This is a genomic window from Pseudomonas sp. RA_105y_Pfl2_P56, assembly GCF_963970845.1.
Lineage (GTDB): Bacteria > Pseudomonadota > Gammaproteobacteria > Pseudomonadales > Pseudomonadaceae > Aquipseudomonas > Aquipseudomonas baetica_A.
On record NZ_CAXAPL010000001.1, the window covers coordinates 74,540 to 92,279 of the forward strand.

Here is a 17,740-nt window from a genome sequence, read left to right on the forward strand (position 1 = left end):
CCTACTGTTTTGGGGTACTGACAGGTTGTTGCGGCTGTTGCTGCTGCGCCTTCCAACGCTCGATATTGCGTTGCAGCGCAGCTTCCGTCAGTCCGGACGCGGGCAATTCTGTCATCTTTTTGGCCAACTGTCCGCGCAACCACGGATCGTTGCACGCCGAGTTGTGGGAAACCGCGAGGAACAGCCCCGGTCGATCGATCGGTTGCTCGAAGGCCAACAGGTCATTGGCCATGCCCAATGCCTGTGCGGCTGCCATGCCCGAGTAGCGACCGGCGAGTACATATTCGACTTCACCCAGAAGCAATTTCTGAAAGGCCTGGGTGAGGTTTGCTGTCCGGGTCAGGGTCAATTGCTGCTCGGCGAAAGTAACGAATGCCTCGCTCATTCGAGACTTTTCCGACAAGCCACCGGTATGCCCGTGCAGGTCCTGCGCTGCGTTGTAAAACAAGGTCGAGCCTTTGCGCGTCCACACCAGATAGTCGTTTTCCAGCAGCGGCGGATAGATGTAGTCGAGGTTTTCGAGCTCATTGAAGGTCAGCGGAGCATCCGCGAGCAGGTCCATACGACCGCTGCGCACTTCATCCAGGGCTTGCGAGCGCTTGCCGGCGTAGAGCAATTGGACTTTGATGCCCAGCTCTTTGGCCACTTGCTGCAAAAGATCAGCACTGGCCCCCATCAATTGCTTGGGGTTCTGCGGGTCTTGCCACAGGTACGGCGGCGCATCCGGGCTGCCGGTGACGACGAGACGTTCGCACTTGCCGGCGGCCGCCACCAATCCCGGCAACAGCGCCAGTCCCAACAATAGCGAGCAGTGCAACCTGCGGCGCAGTTCCATGGCAAAACACTCCCACTCAATTGCGAGACAAAAAAAAGCCCGACCAAAAGGTCGGGCTCTTTATAAGTGAAGCTGCCGGATTAGACCAGCTTCTCCAGCTCAGGCACCGCTTCGAACAGATCCGCCACGAGACCATAATCGGCCACCTGGAAGATCGGCGCTTCCTCGTCCTTGTTGATCGCAACGATCACTTTGGAATCTTTCATGCCGGCCAGGTGCTGGATCGCGCCGGAAATACCGACGGCAATGTACAGCTGTGGCGCAACGATCTTGCCGGTCTGACCGACCTGCATATCGTTCGGTACGAAACCTGCGTCGACCGCAGCGCGCGAAGCACCGACGGCAGCGCCCAGCTTGTCGGCCAGGGCGTACAGGTGTTTGAAGTTGTCGCCGTTCTGCATGCCGCGGCCGCCGGAAACGACGATCTTGGCAGCGGTCAGTTCGGGACGATCGGACTTGGCCAGTTCTTCGTTGACGAAGCTGGAAGTACCGGCGTTGTGCGCGGCAGCCACGGCTTCAACAGCCGCAGAACCACCTTCAGCAGCCACCGGATCGAAACCGGTCGCACGCACGGTGATCACTTTGATCGCAGCGGTCGACTGTACGGTAGCGATGGCGTTACCGGCGTAGATCGGACGCTTGAAGGTGTCAGCGCTTTCTACCGAGATGATTTCGGAGATCTGATCAACATCCAACTGCGCGGCAACGCGCGGCAGGATGTTTTTGCCGTTGGAGGTGGCAGCAGCCAGGATATGGCTGTAGCCAGCGCCAAGCTCGGCAACCAGTGGCGCGACGTTTTCCGGCAGCTGATGCGCGTAAGCGGCATTGTCAGCGTTCAGGACTTTGCTCACACCTGCGATTTTCGCAGCGGCTTCAGCCACGGCGCCAGCGCCTTGGCCTGCGACCAATACGTGGATGTCGCCACCGATTTTGGCAGCGGCAGCCACGGTGTTCAGTGTGGCCGGGGCCAGCACTTTGTTGTCGTGTTCGGCGATTACCAAGATAGTCATGATCAGATTACCTTCGCTTCGTTTTTCAGTTTCTCGACCAGTTCAGCCACCGACTTGACCTTGATGCCCGCGCTGCGTGCAGCCGGCGCTTCGACTTTCAGAGTCTTGTTGGTGGAGGCGGTGGAAACGCCCAAAGCGTCCGGAGTCAGCACTTCGAGAGGCTTCTTCTTGGCTTTCATGATGTTTGGCAGGGACGCATAACGCGGCTCGTTCAAACGCAGGTCAGTGGTGACGATCGCTGGCAGTTTCAGGGAAACGGTCTGCGCGCCGCCGTCGATTTCGCGGGTCACGGCAACGCTGTCGCCAGAGACTTCGACTTTCGAGGCGAAAGTGCCCTGACCGTAGCCGCTCAGTGCCGCGAGCATCTGGCCGGTCTGGTTGTTGTCGCTGTCGATGGCCTGTTTGCCCAGGATCACCAGTTGAGGCTGTTCCTTGTCAACCACGGCCTTGAGCAGCTTGGCCACGGCGAGGGAAGTCAGATCTTCAGCGGATTCGACGAGGATGGCGCGGTCGGCACCCAGAGCCAGCGCAGTGCGCAGTTGCTCTTGAGCGGTGGTCGGGCCGATGGAGACGACGACGATTTCAGTCGCAACACCTTTCTCTTTCAGGCGTACGGCTTCTTCCACTGCGATTTCGCAGAACGGGTTCATCGACATCTTGACGTTGGCGAGGTCTACGCCGGAATTGTCCGCCTTGACGCGAACCTTGACGTTGTAATCCACAACGCGTTTGACAGCTACAAGAACCTTCATGGATTCCTCGTTACTCTCCGGTGAAAAGAAAGTCGCCTAGGCGAACCTGGCGGTTGATGCTCATCGGGCTAAAAGGGCACCTCTAAAAACGCCGGCTTGTGTCGGGGTGATTTCACGAAGTGGAGTGCGATGACCGTTCGTCAGTAGTGACCGATAAGTCATTGATCTTCACGCTGTGTAAACTGCGCGCCAGGCCTGCGCTGCGCATCACCTTGTATTGCCTACGCCCTGTCTTTAGAGGTGCTCTTGAAACCGCCAGTCTGCCTACGGCGAGCGCAAAACCGCCCGTATATTGACCGGAACGCCTATTCCGGTCAATACGGTAAAATGGTCACTCATAAGCCGCGCTTCTTTGATTTCTCTGGGCTGGAGCCAATTCAAACAAACGTTTGTATTGGACGCTCGGAGTGGTGTAGATATAATGCGCCCCCTAGAGAGAAAGGTGGGTTTTCCAATATTCCCTTTGACGTTAACGTAAAGGCAATAGCGGATGCGACATCGAACCTCCAAATTAGAAAAAAAACTGTTGAGCCTTGAGTAGGAGATAGCCTGTGGAACGCGAATACATGGAATTCGACGTGGTCATCGTCGGTGCCGGCCCCGCTGGCCTGTCCGCCGCCTGCCGTCTGAAGCAGAAGGCCGCCGAAGCCGGTAAGGAAATCAGCGTCTGCGTGGTCGAAAAAGGCTCTGAAGTCGGCGCACACATCCTTTCCGGTGCCGTATTCGAACCCCGCGCTCTGAACGAATTGTTCCCGGACTGGAAAGAACTCGGCGCCCCGCTGCACACGCCGGTGACCCGCGATGACATTTTCGTGCTGAAAAACGCCGAAAGCGCGCAAAAAATCCCCGACTTCTTTGTGCCCAAGACCATGCACAACGAAGGCAACTATATTATTTCCCTCGGCAACCTGTGCCGCTGGCTGGCTCAGCAGGCCGAGAACCTGGGTGTGGAAATCTACCCGGGCTTCGCAGCTCAAGAAGCGCTGATCGACGAACAAGGCGTGGTCCGCGGGATCATCACCGGTGATCTGGGCGTTGACCGCGAAGGCAACCCGAAAGAAGGCCTGTACACCCCCGGCATGGAACTGCGTGGCAAATACACGCTGTTCGCCGAAGGTTGCCGTGGCCACATCGGCAAGCAACTGATCAAACGCTACAACCTCGACAGCGATGCCGACGCCCAGCACTACGGCATCGGCCTCAAGGAAATCTGGGAAATCGACCCGGCCAAACACCAGCCAGGCCTGGTGGTACACACCGCTGGTTGGCCGCTGGACATCATGGGCACCGAGAACACCGGCGGCTCGTTCCTCTATCACCTGGAAAACAACCAGGTTGTAGTCGGTCTGATCGTCGACCTGTCCTACAGCAACACCTACCTGTCGCCGTTCGACGAGTTCCAGCGCCTCAAGCATCACCCGGTGCTGGCTCAGTACCTGGAAGGCGGCAAGCGCATCAGCTACGGCGCTCGTGCCATTTGCAAGGGCGGCTTGAATTCGCTGCCGAAGATGGTCTTCAAGGGTGGCGCGCTGATCGGTTGCGACCTCGGCACCCTGAACTTCGCCAAGATCAAGGGCAGTCACACCGCGATGAAGTCCGGCATGCTCGCCGCCGAATCGGTGGCCGACGCGCTGTTCGCCGAAAAGGATGGCACCGAAGAGCTGAGCACTTACGTCGACGCGTTCAAGAAGAGCTGGCTGTACGACGAACTGTTTGCCAGCCGTAACTTCGGCCCGGCGATTCACAAGTTCGGCGCCATTGTCGGCGGTGGTTTCAACTGGCTGGACCAGAACATCTTCGGCGGCAAACTGCCGTTCACTCTGCACGACACCAAGCCGGACTACGCCTGCCTCAAGCTCGCCGCCGACTGCAAGAAGATCGACTACCCGAAACCCGACGGCAAACTCAGCTTCGACAAACTCAGTTCGGTGTTCATCTCCGGTACCAACCACGAAGAAGAACAGCCGTGCCACCTGAAGCTGACCGACCCGAGCATCCCGATCAGCAAAAACCTGCCGTTGTACGACGAACCGGCGCAGCGCTACTGCCCGGCCGGCGTCTACGAAGTGATCACCAAGGAGGACGGCGAGAAACGCTTCCAGATCAACGCCCAGAACTGCGTGCACTGCAAGACCTGTGACATCAAGGACCCTGCGCAGAACATCACCTGGGTCACGCCGGAAGGCGCTGGCGGCCCGACTTACCCGAATATGTAAGCCGAACCGCTGAACATCGAGGCTCCCGAAATGGGGGCCTTTTTTTTGCCCGCAATATTTGCATCACCACGAAACCCGCTCCCTCAGGCACTGTGGCAACTCAGGCTACGCGCTCGTCCCCCGGGCTGCGCTCGAAATAACGTTTGTACTCGCGGCTGAACTGCGAAGTACTCTGATACCCCACCCGATGCGCCACCTGCGCCACACCCAACCCCTCCGCCACCAACAACGTCTGCGCCTTCAACAACCGCAAGCGCTTGAGATACTGCACCGGCGACAACAACGTGCTGCGTTTGAAGTGTTCGTGAAACGTCGAAACGCTCATGTTCGCGCAACTGGCCAGCGTCTCGACATTCAATGGCTCGGTGTAATGCGCATGCAGATGGCTGATCGACGCCGCCACCCTCGCAAATTGCCCCTGCTGCTCGACCAACGCCCGCAACACATCGGCCTGCGGCCCCCGCAATGCGACGAACAACAATTCACGCACCCGTGCCGGCCCGAGAATCTGGCATTCCAGCGGATCGTGCAGACAGCTCAGCAGCCGTTCGACACAACCGCGCATGTCATCGTCGAGCACCACCGACGTCATCGACTCTGGCGTCTGCGCCGGAATATGCCGCCCCGGCGCGAGTCCCATCGCCAGCACCAACTCGCCCAGCAACACCCGATCAATCGCCACCGACACCCCTAGCAACGGCGCATCCGGCAAGGCGAAGGTTTCACATTCAAAAGGCACCGGCAGCGCCTGAATCAAATAGTGCCCGGCACCGTATTCCATCGTCCGAGGCCCAAGGAACGCCAGTTTGCTGCCCTGGGCGATGATCATCAGACTCGGCTCATAAATGTGCGGGCCACGGGCGACGTCGCAACTGGCGCGCAACACCCGCACACCCGGCAGTCCGGTCCGGGAGTAACCGTCGCGCAGTGCCAGCGGTTCAATCAGTGAAACCAGCCTGGCATTGGCATCAAGGTGACGGGTCAATTGCATCGAAAGTGTCTTCACAAAATTCATGGAAAAAGGGATGAAAGCATCATCGCAGATCCTTTTGCCTATGCGACCGATCAAACCTGCATGCCGGAGGATTAGGCATGAGACCCGGAGGAATCGTCATGGCCGGACCGGCGCACGGCGCCCAAAATGCGCCGCCTCACCTGTCACTGCTTTTGCGAGGTTTCACATGTACACCGCCATCGGCTATGCGGCCCAATCGGCCACCACTCCCCTCGCCCCGATGAAGTTCGAACGTCGCAGCCCACGGGCCGATGATGTCGCCATCGAAATCCTCTACTGCGGCGTCTGCCACTCCGACATTCACCAGGCACGCAACGAATGGGGCATTGCTGTTTACCCGTTGATACCTGGCCACGAGATCGTCGGAAAAGTCACCGCCATTGGTACGAATGTCACCCAGCATAAAGTAGGCGATCTGGTCGGCGTTGGCTGCATGGTCGATTCCTGCCGCACCTGCGAAGCCTGCCAATCGAACCTTGAGCAATATTGCCTCGAAGGCCCGACCATGACTTACGCCACCCCGGATCGGGTCGACGGCAGCAACACCATGGGCGGTTATTCGGACAGCATCGTCGTCAGCGAACACTTCGTGGTCCGCATTCCGGAAAAACTGGCATTGGCCAGCGCCGCACCGATCCTCTGCGCCGGCATCACCACGTACTCGCCGCTCAAGCACTACGGCGTCAAGGCTGGCGACAAGGTCGGGATCCTCGGCATGGGCGGCCTGGGCCACATGGGCATCAAGTTCGCCAAAGCCATGGGCGCTGAAGTGACCTTGTTCACCCGTTCGGCGAGCAAGGCTGAAGAGGGCCGTCGTCAGGGCGCCGATCATGTGATCGTCTCCACCGACGCCGAGCAGATGAAAGCCGCCGCCGGTTACTTCGACTTCCTGCTCGACACCATTCCGGTGCAACACGACCTGAACCCGTACCTCGACACCCTGCGTTTTGATGGCGTACACATTCTGGTCGGTCTGATCGAGCCGGTTGATCCACCGGTGCACGCCGCCAAACTGGTATTGGGTCGTCGCGTACTGGCCGGTTCCTTGATCGGCGGCGTCGCCGAAACCCAGGAAGTGCTGGATTTCTGCGCCGAGCACAACATCACCTGCGACATCGAAATGCTCGATATCCGCCAGATCAACGAAGCCTACGCCCGGATGATCGCTGGCGACGTGAAATACCGTTTCGTGATCGACATGGCAACGCTCAAGGTTTAAATCTTAAGCCCGAGTTCTGCCGACAGCCGGGCTGTGATCCCTTTGATCAGGGGAATCAGCTCGGCCATTTTTTCCAGTGGCATGTACGGCACGGTGCTGGCAATGCTGATCGCCGCGACGATACGTTTGCTTGCATCGCGGATCGGCGCCGCCACGCAACGGATCGACGGTTCATTGTCTTCCAGATCGAACGCGTAGCCACCAGCGATGTATTCAGCCATTCGCTGCTCAAGCTGTTCCCAAGATTGCTGGGGATGCTGCGGCCAGAACTGACTTTTCCCACCCGCCGGCAGGCTGATGTCGTACAGGCGCTGCCAATCCTGCGGCGAATCATCGAGCATCAAGGCCTTGCCGATCCCGGTGCGCGCCAACGGCATTCGATGGCCGACCCGCGAACGCATTTCGGGGCCATTGCGTCCCGGATTCTTCAGCAGATACAGCACTTCGTCGCCTTCGCGAATCCCCAGGTGAACGGTGTCTCCGGTCAGCGCTGACAACTCGTCCAGATACGGCCCGGCCAGACTCACCAGCGGCAACTCTTCGCGCGCCTGAAACCCCAACTCAATCAGCTTCGGCCCGAGCAAATACCCGACCTGCGGCACCACGCGCAGATAACGCTCGTCGACCAGACAACTGGCCAGTCGATGAGTGGTGCTGCGCGTCGTGCCGATCAGCCGTGCGATCTCCTTGAGATCGCGGGCGCCACTGGCCACGGCCTGCACCACGCCCAAGCCGCGCAGCAGCGTTTGCGTGCCGGTGGGCGCGGCGTCCTTGGTTTTTTCCGGGGCGTCTTCCTGCATATCCAGCCTTTACCGTTGAGCGAGGGAACGGGCGGCATTATGGTCGCCCGATGCTGACCACTACAACTTGATACGTTCGACCTTGCCCACCAGCAGCACGTAGGACAAAGCGCCGATCAACGCGAGAACCGCGATATAGGTGATCGCCGGGGCAAATGAATCGCCACTGGCGAGGAACCCGATCACGATCGGCGTGGCAATCGCCGACAGGTTGCCGATGAAATTGAACACCCCACCGGTCAGGCCGAGCAGCCGCGCCGGCGCGAGGGTCGACACCAGCGACCAGGTGATCGATGCCAGGCCGTTGCCGAAAAACGCCAGGGCCAGGAAGGCGATCACCAGCGGCGTCGACTCAACAAAGTTGGCACCGATGATCGACGTGGAGATCAGCAACCCGCCGATGATCGGCAACTTGCGCGCAAACCCTACGGTGTAACCGCGACGAATCAGCAAATCGGAAAAGAACCCCGAACACAGCACGCCAATGAACGCCGCGAGAAACGGCAGCGACGCCAACAGGCCGGACTTGATGAAGTCCATGCCGCGGTATTTCACCAGATAAGTCGGGAACCACGTCAGGAAGAACCACAGCGTCGAGTTAAGGCAGAACTGACCGAGGTAAATGCCCCACAACTTGCGCTGGCTGAGAACGATGCCCAGATCTGTCCAACTGAATTTGGCTTTGACCCTGGCAGACTCGGCCTGGATATCCACCAACCCGCCGCCCTCACGAATCAGATCGATTTCCGCCTCATTGACGCCTTTGAAATCTCGCGGCTCGCGATACACCGCGTACCAGATCGCCGCCCAGATGATGCCCACTGCACCGGTCGCAACGAACACCATGTGCCAACCGAATTCGTGTTGCAGCCAGGCCAGCACCGGGGTGAGAAAGGCCAGTCCGACGAATTGCCCGGAGGTATAGAAACCGATCGCCGTGGCGCGTTCGCGCTCAGGAAACCAGGTGGTGACCACGCGGCTATTGATCGGATAGGCCGGTGCCTCCAGCGCGCCGACGGCCATGCGCAGGACGAACAGCGCGATGAAACTGGCGGCGAAGCCAAGCATCACCGTGGCCACCGACCACAGCAGCAGCGCGACGCTGTACAGGATGCGTGGCGGCACTCGATCCACCAGCCAGCCGCCGGGGATCTGCATGGCGGCGTAGGTCCAGCCGAACGCGGAGAAAATCAGGCCGACGTGAATCGGGTCGATGCCCAGCTCAGTGGTCAGCGCCGGCGCGGCAATCGACAGGTTGCTGCGGTCGAGGTAGTTGATCACCACGGTGATGAACAGCAACACCATGATGAAAAAACGCTTACGGCTAGGCGTGACTAAAGACGCCTGCCCGGTGAGGGGTTGCGGTTGCATGGGGATGCCTCTTGTTATGTTTATTGAGGTCGTTGAATGCAGATACCCCATCCATGGAGATCTAAATGGTGGGAGCGGGCTTGCTCGCGAATGCGATGTGTCATCTGATGCAACATCGACTGACAAGCCCTCTCCCACAGGGGGACATCAGTGATGTCGGTGACTCACCACTCGGCAAAACTGCCATCGGCATGGCGCCAGATCGGGTTGCGCCAGCGGTGGCCGACGGCCGCACGTTCGATCACGTATTCCTCGTTGATCTCGATCCCCAAGCCGGGCCCATTCGGGATCTTCACGAAGCCTTTGTCGTAATCGAATACCTGCGGATCTTTCACGTAGTCGAGCAAATCGTTGCTCTCGTTGTAATGGATGCCCAGGCTCTGCTCCTGGATAAACGCGTTGTAACAAGCCGCGTCCAGTTGCAAACAAGCCGCCAGCGCAATCGGCCCCAACGGGCAATGCAGCGCCAATGCCACGTCGTAGGCTTCGGCCATGTTGGCGATCTTGCGGGTTTCGGTGATGCCGCCCGCGTGGGAAGCATCCGGCTGGATGATGTCGACGTAACCTTCGCTCAACACCCGTTTAAAATCCCACCGCGAGAACAGTCGCTCACCGAGGGCAATCGGCGTGCTGGTCAGCGGCGCCAGCTCTTTCAACGCTTCATAGTTTTCGCTGAGCACAGGCTCCTCGATAAACATCAGTTTGTACGGATCGAGTTCCTTCATCAGCACCTTGGCCATGGGCTTGTGCACCCGGCCATGGAAGTCGACACCGATGCCCACGTTCGGCCCGACCGCATCACGCACGGCGGCGACGTTGGCCAACGCGAGGTCGACTTTTTCGAAGGAGTCGAGAAATTGCAGCTCTTCGGTGCCGTTCATTTTTACCGCGGTAAAACCACGACTGACGGCCTCTTTCGCGGCGCGTGCTGTATCGGCCGGACGGTCGCCACCGATCCACGAATACACACGGATCTTGTCGCGCACCTGACCGCCGAGCAGATCGCTGACCGACACACCGAGGGCCTTGCCCTTGATATCCCACAGGGCCTGATCGATGCCGGCCAGTGCACTCATGTGGATCGCGCCGCCACGGTAAAAGCCGCCGCGATACAGCACCGTCCAGATGTCTTCGATGTTGCGTGGGTCTTTGCCGATCAGGTAGTCGGACAATTCTTCTACGGCGGCCGCCACGGTGTGCGCGCGACCTTCAACCACAGGCTCGCCCCAACCGGTCACGCCTTCGTCGGTTTCGACTTTGAGGAAACACCAGCGCGGCGGGACGATGAAGGTGGTGAGTTTGGTGATTTTCATCTTGTTGTCTCTCTTGTTGGATGCGCCAGCGTTCTTAGCGAAGGACTTTCCAGGCAGTGACATAGGCCTTGGCATTGACCGCCACTTGCTCCGGCGTCATGCCCGGTTTGAATAGCCCGGAACCGAGGCCGAAACCTTTCACTCCGGCGTCGATAAATACCTGCATGTTGTCCGGGGTAATGCCGCCGACCGGCGCCAGCACCGTGCCCGTCGGCAACACCGCCAGCCAGGCTTTGACGACCGCCGGGCCCATCTGCTCGGCGGGAAACAGCTTGAGAATGTCTGCGCCCTCCGCCAGCGCCGCAAACGCTTCGGTCGGTGTGGCCACACCCGGCGACAGGTACAGCCCCGCCGCTTTCGCGGCGCGCAGTACCTTGGCATCGCTGTGCGGCATGACGATCACCTGGCCGCCCGCCTCTTTCACCAAGTCGACCTGCTCCGCCGACAACACCGTACCGGCACCGATCAGGCAATCGGCGGGCAAGGTCTTGCGCAGGATGCGGATACTTTCGTACGGCGATGGGGAATTAAGCGGTACTTCTATGACGCGAAATCCGGATGTATACAGGACTTCTCCGACAGCGGCGGCTTCCTGCGGATACAGGCCCCGCAGGATCGCGATCAGACCGTTTTGCGCCAATGCTTGCTTGAGCATGTCAGGCCTCCAGTCAGGGTTAACGGGATGAGGGATCAATCAGTCCGGCGGCCAGCGCCAGTTGCCACAAACCACGCTCGGTGGCCTGTTCGGCCAGCGTGACCTTGGCGAAACCGCAGGCATCGAGCGCGCGGCTATAGCGCGCGCAGAGTGGCGCGTTGCCGATGAGGATGATCGAAGGAAGATTCGGGTTGTTGCGGCGACGCCGTTGCACTGAGGCGAGCGCCGCCAACTCATGACCGATCATCAGGCCGGACAGATAATCCGCTTGGGCCGTCGGGCTCAGTTCACCGGTCAGCCCCAAGGTACGGGCGCTAAACAACGTCGAGAGCACGCCGAGTTCACCGTCCGCCGACAGAGCCACCTGTACGCCCCGGTCAAACGCCTGACCATCGAACGCCGCACCTTGCTGTTGGGTACGGCCGAGGATGCTGTGATCACTGAGCACGGCGAATACTTCGCCGGTCATGAAGGTGTCGAAATGCGTGATGCAGCCATCGACCACCTCCACCCATTTCGAGTGACTGCCCGGCAGGCCGATCAACAGCTCATCGCCCGCCTCGACCGGAAGATTCTGCAGAACGCCGAGGACTTGCGTTTCTTCGCCGCGCATTACGTTCGGCAGACGCGAACGCTGAATCACGCCCGGCACGATATGCACTCGCGTACCGCGAAGACTGACAACTGTTTGTAGGGAGTTTCCGAGATTGGCGACGTTCGCCGGCGTCTCGCCGTAGGCCGCTTCGCGCCAGCCCTGAGCACTGCCGACCATGCCGCAAGCGATCACCGGCAGATCCGGCTGCGCATCGAGCCAGTCGCCACACGCCTCGTCGAAGGCCAGTTCAAAACCATCGGTGCATTCGCGACCGTTGATGACTCGCGGGGTTTTCGGCAGTTGCATGATCCCGGACGACAGCGAGCGCTGCTCCAGCACCACACCGCCCGCCGCAAGTTTGTAAGCACGTAATGAGGTCGTCCCCCAGTCGAGCGCGATCAATTGCGCCTGCATCGCTTCACCTGTTTTGTTTTTGGCAGTGAGTGCGACGGACTATAAACCTTGGCGCAGGAAAATCTCAATATATAAATATCAATCCCATATTATGGGATACGAGTGTGCGGCAAATATTGCTTTTCGCAGTCTTATCGATCCTCTGGTATGACTTCCTGAACCTCCCGGCGCCCTTCCGTCGGTTCACGCCCTACATGGGTGGCGGCCTGGGCTACAGCACCGTATCAATCAGTGGCCTGGAAGCCGGCGGCGTCCACTTCGGCAATACTCACCGCGACAACGTGTCGGCCTATCAACTCGGAGCCGGGGTCAGTTTCGAGCTCACCGATCAATGGTCCACGTCCCTGGATTATCGATACCTCAAGACGCGCGATGCGCACTTCGGCGACATTCAGGGCCTGCCCCAAGGCGATGTGCGCACTGACTACAGCGCCCAGTCATTAATGCTCGGCCTGCATTATTGGTTCTAAGCGGTTAAATGCATCGACGCCTGGCACGGCGTCGCTATGACAAGCCTGAGGATTGAATAACGCCACTGCTGTTCCACGACGATATTCGGTGTCACTTCATTTCGCTGTCACAGTGCCTGTTGAAGTTGGCCAAATTTTCATGGCCAATCTCAAAGCAGATGTCTGAAGCCGACATCACTGTTTGCAACAACAGCCGGCCGGCGCGCTGAAGGCGTGCTGGCCGGCGTGTTCAAACATTAAAACCAGGTTTCCATTTGTATCCCGTATTGCCAAACACCTCCGGCGTTGAAGTCCGTCTTGCCGAAGTTGTCTGTGGAACTGTATCTGTCCAGATCCGAAGACCAGTTCATGAAACTGGCGAATACTCGTAATTCGGGACGTGTGAGAAGGTCTCCAACGTCAGGCTTGAAGGTCGGAGCGACCGTGAATTTCCAGAAGTTACCGTCGACCGCATTGCGTTGCCTGTAGCCCTTGGGGTCGAGGTCCATGGTTTGCCAGCTCATTTCGTAGGCCATCTCGAAATTGCTGTTGATTGCATTGGCCAAACGCACGTTCAGGGTCATCCAGCGGTAGTCGTCACCCTTGACGTATCTGTCCTTGCTCTGTTCGGCCAGCAAGCTGGGGCCGATACGCCAGCCGGGGGCAATGGGTGTCTCACCATAAAGCGCCAGGCGCAGAGCGCGGGCGTCGTCGATCAGTTCGCCATCCGAACCGATGTTCTTGACCTCTGCCCCCAAACCTTGTCCATAGAGCAGCGCCGTTTTGAAGAAGCCTTCCCGGCCGAAGAAGTTTTTCTGATGATTGGCCAACATGCTGTGCAAGCCGGAATCCGCAGGCGTCAGGCCTGCTTGATTGCTGCGATTGCCGAAGTCGTTTTTCTTTGAGCCAATGCCATTGAACATCCACTGCCACTGACCATTATCGAAGAACTGGTTGGAGGTCAGGATGTAGCTTTGCACATCGGCATTGACACCGCCCTCACTGAAATCCCCATAGCTACGCCCGATCAAAGAGTAGTTGGAGCGCCAGTTCTTGTTCATCTGCACATCGTAGATACCACCTCCGGTGCCGGCCAGATAGACCACGTCGGAGTCCAGCCAATGGATATCGAAGTTATCCCTGTCGAATCGTTTGCCTGCCCACAAGGTGGCGTTCTCGAACACTGAGTTGCCCTTGAAGGCGGCAAGATGATCGAGCTCGGTAAAGACCTGACGCACGTTCAGGTTGCTCTCGTCGGCCGTCCAGTCATTGGAGCTCTCCACACCATCGGCGATGGACACCGTGAATTTGGCGCGGGTGCCGTTCTGCGCATAGGTTTCTTTCGACAGGTCTATACGCATGTAGGTGTCGTCTTCGTTGCCGAGTCGCCCGACAGCACCACCAACTGAGCCGGCCGGCGTTGTATAAGGCCCGCCACGGCCTCCACCAAGCCCCTCGTCAATCAGCAATCCGGAGCGGGCATAGCCTTTGAAGCTGACCCCGTCTGTAAGGTGTCCAGTACTGCCCGTTTTCTCCATGCTGTCCTGACGGGCTTCGAGTTTTGCCAGCCGGGTATCCAAAGCAGGCGTCGAATGGGCGGCGGCAGTGGACGCAGCGGGCTGCAAAGCGGGAGTGGCGAGTTTGATTTGCTGCAGTTCCCTGGCGAGCGCCTGGGTTTGCTGTTCGGCTGCGGCTGCACGCTGTTCCGCTGCGCTGGCACGGGCTTCAAACGCGGCCATGCGCTCTTCCAGAGTCGCGGCCTGAGAGGTGGCCGCCGATGTGCCGAGCACGCCTGCGAGTAGCCAGCCTGATGCTTTCTGCATGTGGATTTCCCTGTTTTGTTTTTATTGTTTTGTTCCCGCGACCGGCCATTTTTCGTCAGTTGTGAATTGTCGCAATCGACGAAAAAAAGGATGCCCCATCGCAAATACGCTGCTACATTTGGCGATGTTAACGTTAACTTTTCTAAAAACAAAAATAAAGGGTGCTCAATGAAACATCTGAAATCTCTCCTGCCAGCCACACTGTTCGCCCTCTGTGCCGGGTTTCCATCCCTCTCGAACGCAGCCCATTTGACGATCTCGTGCGGTGCAGTGGGTGCGGAGTTACAACTCTGCAAGGAGGCTGTCGAGGCGTGGTCGAAACAGACCGGCAACAATGTCGAGGTGGTTTCCACGCCCAACTCGGCGACCGAGCGGTTGTCGTTCTACCAGCAGATCCTCAGCGCGCAGTCCGCCGACATCGACATCATTCAAATCGATATGGTGTGGCCGGGGATGCTGGCCAAACATCTGCTGGATCTGCGCGAGGTGCTTCCTGCCAACGCGACCCAGGGCTACTTCCAGGCACAGGTGGATAACGCCACGGTGAATGGACGGTTGGTGACGATGCCGTGGTTCACTGACTCGGGCCTGCTGTATTACCGCAAAGACTTGCTCGAAAAGTACCACCAGCCAGTTCCCCAGACCTGGCAAGAAATGACCGCGACCGCCAGAAGTATTCAACAGGCCGAACGCGCTGCCGGGAACCCCAATGCGTGGGGTTACATTTTTCAGGGGCGCGCCTACGAGGGCCTGACGTGCAATGCGCTGGAATGGATCAGCAGCCAACCGCAAGGCGGACTGGTCAATCCACGAGGCGACATCGTGGTCAACAGTCAGGCCTCGAAAACGGCTTTGACCCTGGCGAAAAGCTGGGTAGGAGACATCTCCCCGCGTGGCGTACTCAACTACACCGAGGAGGAAGGACGTGGCGTATTCCAATCGGGAAATGCGCTGTTCATGCGTAACTGGCCGTATGTCTGGGCCTTGGTACAAAGCCAGGACAGCGCCGTAAAAGACAAGGTTGGGGTCGCTCCCCTGCCCCGCGGCGGCGAAGCCGGCACACATGCCTCCACCCTCGGTGGCTGGGGCCTGGCGGTATCGCGCTACAGTGCCAACCCAAAACTTGCCGCAGAGCTGGTGAACTATCTGACCAGTGCCCAAGAGCAAAAACACCGTGCCCTGATTGGCGCCTATAACCCGGTTATCGAGTCGCTTTATCAAGACCCCGAATTGCTCGCGGCCATGCCTTATTACGCTCAGTTGCACAGCATTCTCAACGATGGGGTGATGCGCCCCGCCTCCATCACTGCCGATCGCTATCCACGGGTCTCCAATGCGTTCTTCGATCGAGTGCATGGCGTGCTGGCGGGCGAGTTGCCTGTCGATCAAGCGCTGGCCGAACTGGAAAGCGAACTCACGCGTATCAAACGCCAGAACTGGTAAGCCACAAGGAAGGAAATCACCATGTCTGCCTCCACTACACTCGCCCCCGGCGACGAAGAGCACCTGATCACTCGGGAAACGCCGGTACAACGCCGTCGCGTTCGCGCCGCGTGGCTATTCCTGAGCCCGATGTTGCTGTGCCTGGCCCTGGTGGCGGCCTGGCCGCTGCTGCGCACATTCTGGTTTAGCCTGACCGACGCAAGCCTGGCCGAGACGGGCGATGCAACCTTTGTCGGCTTGAGCAATTATCTGTTTCACAGCAGTGCCGGCTGGTCGGGCATCCTGGTCGATCCGCAATGGTGGAATGCGGTGCGCAATACGTTGCATTTCACTGTGGTGTCGGTGGGACTGGAAGTCGTCCTGGGGCTGCTGGTGGCGTTGCTGTTGAACATCAAGTTCACCGGCCGTTCGCTGGTGCGTGCGTTGATTCTGATTCCCTGGGCGATTCCAACCATTGTCTCGGCGAAGATCTGGTCATGGATGCTTAACGACCAGTTCGGCATCATCAATCACCTGATGCTGAGCCTCGGCCTGATCGATGCGCCTCTGGCCTGGACAGCCGATGCAGATCTGTCGATGTGGGCGGTGATCATCGTCGACGTCTGGAAGACCGTGCCTTTTGTCACGCTGCTGATGCTCGCGGCCTTGCAGATGTTGCCGAGCGATTGTTACGAAGCCGCCAGGGTCGATGGCATTCATCCGCTGAAAGTGTTCTGGCGTGTCACGCTGCCACTGTTGATGCCTGCTCTGCTGGTGGCGGCCATCTTCCGCATCCTCGACTCCTTGCGGGTATTCGACGTCATCTATGTGCTGACCTCGAACTCATCAAGCACCATGAGCATGTCGGTCTATGCCCGCCAACACCTGGTGGAGTTTCAGGACGTCGGTTACGGCAGCGCCGCTTCGACCTTGCTGTTTCTGGTCGTAGCGGTAATCGCCATGGCTTACCTGTACCTCGGACGCCGTCAACTGGAGGTCCGCTCATGAGCCCGCGCCTGCTGAAAAAAACCCTGCTGCGTCTCGGGTTCTGGTGCCTGATCGGGGTGTTGCTGCTGTATGCGGTCTTCCCTTTCTACTACGCCATCGTGACGTCGCTGAAGCCGTCCAGCGCCTTGTTCGAGGTGAGCTACTGGATCGAAACTCCCGACTTCTCCAATTACACGACGGTACTCCACCAAGCCTCATTCCTGCGGGCGATTGGTAATTCGCTGGTGGTTGCGTTGTGCGTAGTGACACTGGCGCTGTTCCTCAGCCTGACCGCCGCCTATGCCTTGGGAAGGGTGAAATTCCGTGGACGTGGCACGGTATTGATGATGGTTCTGGGCGTGTCGATGTTTCCCCAAGTCGCCGTACTGTCGGGGCTGTTCGAAGTGATCCGCGCCCTGGGTCTGTACAACACGTCTTTGGCGTTGATCCTGAGCTACACGATTTTCACCCTGCCCTTCACCGTCTGGGTGCTCACCACGTTCATGGGCCAACTGCCCCATGAACTGGAAGAAGCGGCAATCATGGATGGCGCCTCGCCCTGGGTCACACTGACCCGAGTGCTGTTGCCGTTGCTATGGCCCGCACTGGTCACCACGGGTTTGTTGGCCTTCATCGCCGCGTGGAACGAGTTCCTGTTTGCCCTGACCTTCACCCTCACCGACACCCAACGCACCGTGCCAGTCGCCATCGCCTTGATTTCCGGCGGCAGCCCCCATGAGTTGCCTTGGGGATTGTTGATGGCCGCCTCCGTGGTGGTCACCGTCCCACTGGTGATTCTGGTGCTGATCTTCCAGCGCCGAATCGTTTCCGGTCTCACTGCCGGCGCGTTAAAGGGTTGATGCC

At 58.9% G+C, this 17,740-nt stretch carries 16 protein-coding genes; 6 read left to right on the forward strand and 10 right to left on the reverse strand.

What is annotated here, in order from left to right; all coding sequences use genetic code 11:
- Position 1: 1 nt before the first annotated feature.
- From AACY11_RS00300 to AACY11_RS00310, 3 genes are all read right to left on the reverse strand, one after another.
- Positions 2-835, reverse strand: a complete 834-nt coding sequence (locus AACY11_RS00300; protein WP_339431116.1) for a substrate-binding periplasmic protein — start codon at positions 833-835, stop codon at positions 2-4.
- An 80-nt stretch (positions 836-915) separates the two neighbouring features.
- Positions 916-1,845 (reverse strand): electron transfer flavoprotein subunit alpha/FixB family protein, encoded by a 930-nt coding sequence (locus AACY11_RS00305; RefSeq protein ID WP_311997938.1) that lies wholly within the window; start codon positions 1,843-1,845, stop codon positions 916-918.
- A gap of 2 nt (positions 1,846-1,847) precedes the next feature.
- Complete coding sequence (locus AACY11_RS00310) at positions 1,848-2,597, reverse strand: electron transfer flavoprotein subunit beta/FixA family protein (RefSeq protein ID WP_007908338.1); 750 nt, start codon at positions 2,595-2,597, stop codon at positions 1,848-1,850.
- A gap of 551 nt (positions 2,598-3,148) precedes the next feature.
- On the opposite strand from AACY11_RS00310, the gene AACY11_RS00315 reads away from it, so the two are divergent.
- On the forward strand, positions 3,149-4,813 hold the full coding sequence (locus tag AACY11_RS00315) for an electron transfer flavoprotein-ubiquinone oxidoreductase (protein ID WP_339464910.1): 1,665 nt from the start codon (positions 3,149-3,151) through the stop codon (positions 4,811-4,813).
- Between the two features lie 100 nt (positions 4,814-4,913).
- Here the strand turns inward: AACY11_RS00315 and AACY11_RS00320 are convergent, their stop codons facing one another.
- Complete coding sequence (locus AACY11_RS00320) at positions 4,914-5,804, reverse strand: AraC family transcriptional regulator (RefSeq protein ID WP_339464909.1); 891 nt, start codon at positions 5,802-5,804, stop codon at positions 4,914-4,916.
- Between the two features lie 190 nt (positions 5,805-5,994).
- On the opposite strand from AACY11_RS00320, the gene AACY11_RS00325 reads away from it, so the two are divergent.
- Positions 5,995-7,047 carry an NAD(P)-dependent alcohol dehydrogenase gene (locus AACY11_RS00325; RefSeq protein ID WP_339493590.1) on the forward strand — a complete coding sequence of 351 codons (1,053 nt, stop codon included), beginning with the start codon at positions 5,995-5,997 and terminating at the stop codon, positions 7,045-7,047.
- Here AACY11_RS00325 and AACY11_RS00330 read toward each other — a convergent pair.
- From AACY11_RS00330 to AACY11_RS00350, 5 genes are all read right to left on the reverse strand, one after another.
- Complete coding sequence (locus AACY11_RS00330) at positions 7,044-7,847, reverse strand: IclR family transcriptional regulator (protein WP_339464907.1); 804 nt, start codon at positions 7,845-7,847, stop codon at positions 7,044-7,046. The two genes, AACY11_RS00325 and AACY11_RS00330, sit on opposite strands and share 4 nt — an antisense overlap.
- 60 nt (positions 7,848-7,907) lie before the next feature.
- Positions 7,908-9,218: an MFS transporter gene (locus tag AACY11_RS00335; protein WP_339431111.1), complete on the reverse strand. Its 1,311-nt coding sequence runs from the start codon at positions 9,216-9,218 to the stop codon at positions 7,908-7,910.
- 164 nt (positions 9,219-9,382) lie between these two features.
- Positions 9,383-10,531 (reverse strand): galactonate dehydratase, encoded by a 1,149-nt coding sequence (gene dgoD / locus AACY11_RS00340; RefSeq protein ID WP_339431110.1) that lies wholly within the window; start codon positions 10,529-10,531, stop codon positions 9,383-9,385.
- A gap of 34 nt (positions 10,532-10,565) precedes the next feature.
- Complete coding sequence (locus AACY11_RS00345) at positions 10,566-11,186, reverse strand: 2-dehydro-3-deoxy-6-phosphogalactonate aldolase (RefSeq protein ID WP_339493591.1); 621 nt, start codon at positions 11,184-11,186, stop codon at positions 10,566-10,568.
- A gap of 19 nt (positions 11,187-11,205) precedes the next feature.
- Positions 11,206-12,195, reverse strand: coding sequence for a 2-dehydro-3-deoxygalactonokinase (locus AACY11_RS00350; RefSeq protein ID WP_339493593.1), 990 nt, complete (start codon positions 12,193-12,195; stop codon positions 11,206-11,208).
- Positions 12,196-12,311: 116 nt separating this feature from the next.
- Here AACY11_RS00350 and AACY11_RS00355 point away from each other — a divergent pair, with 116 nt between their 5' ends.
- Positions 12,312-12,665: an outer membrane protein gene (locus tag AACY11_RS00355; RefSeq protein ID WP_445261469.1), complete on the forward strand. Its 354-nt coding sequence runs from the start codon at positions 12,312-12,314 to the stop codon at positions 12,663-12,665.
- 236 nt (positions 12,666-12,901) lie between these two features.
- Here the strand turns inward: AACY11_RS00355 and AACY11_RS00365 are convergent, their stop codons facing one another.
- Positions 12,902-14,467: a carbohydrate porin gene (locus tag AACY11_RS00365; RefSeq protein ID WP_339493594.1), complete on the reverse strand. Its 1,566-nt coding sequence runs from the start codon at positions 14,465-14,467 to the stop codon at positions 12,902-12,904.
- 168 nt (positions 14,468-14,635) lie between these two features.
- On the opposite strand from AACY11_RS00365, the gene AACY11_RS00370 reads away from it, so the two are divergent.
- The 3 genes from AACY11_RS00370 to AACY11_RS00380 are packed head-to-tail and all read left to right on the forward strand — an operon-like array spanning position 14,636 to position 17,736.
- A complete protein-coding gene (locus AACY11_RS00370; RefSeq protein WP_339464900.1) occupies positions 14,636-15,910 on the forward strand; it encodes an ABC transporter substrate-binding protein in 1,275 nt (424 codons plus the stop codon).
- A gap of 21 nt (positions 15,911-15,931) precedes the next feature.
- Positions 15,932-16,897, forward strand: coding sequence for a carbohydrate ABC transporter permease (locus AACY11_RS00375; RefSeq protein ID WP_339493595.1), 966 nt, complete (start codon positions 15,932-15,934; stop codon positions 16,895-16,897).
- Positions 16,894-17,736 carry a carbohydrate ABC transporter permease gene (locus AACY11_RS00380; RefSeq protein WP_339431095.1) on the forward strand — a complete coding sequence of 281 codons (843 nt, stop codon included), beginning with the start codon at positions 16,894-16,896 and terminating at the stop codon, positions 17,734-17,736. The genes AACY11_RS00375 and AACY11_RS00380 overlap by 4 nt, the downstream gene beginning before the upstream one ends.
- Positions 17,737-17,740 lie beyond the last annotated feature (4 nt).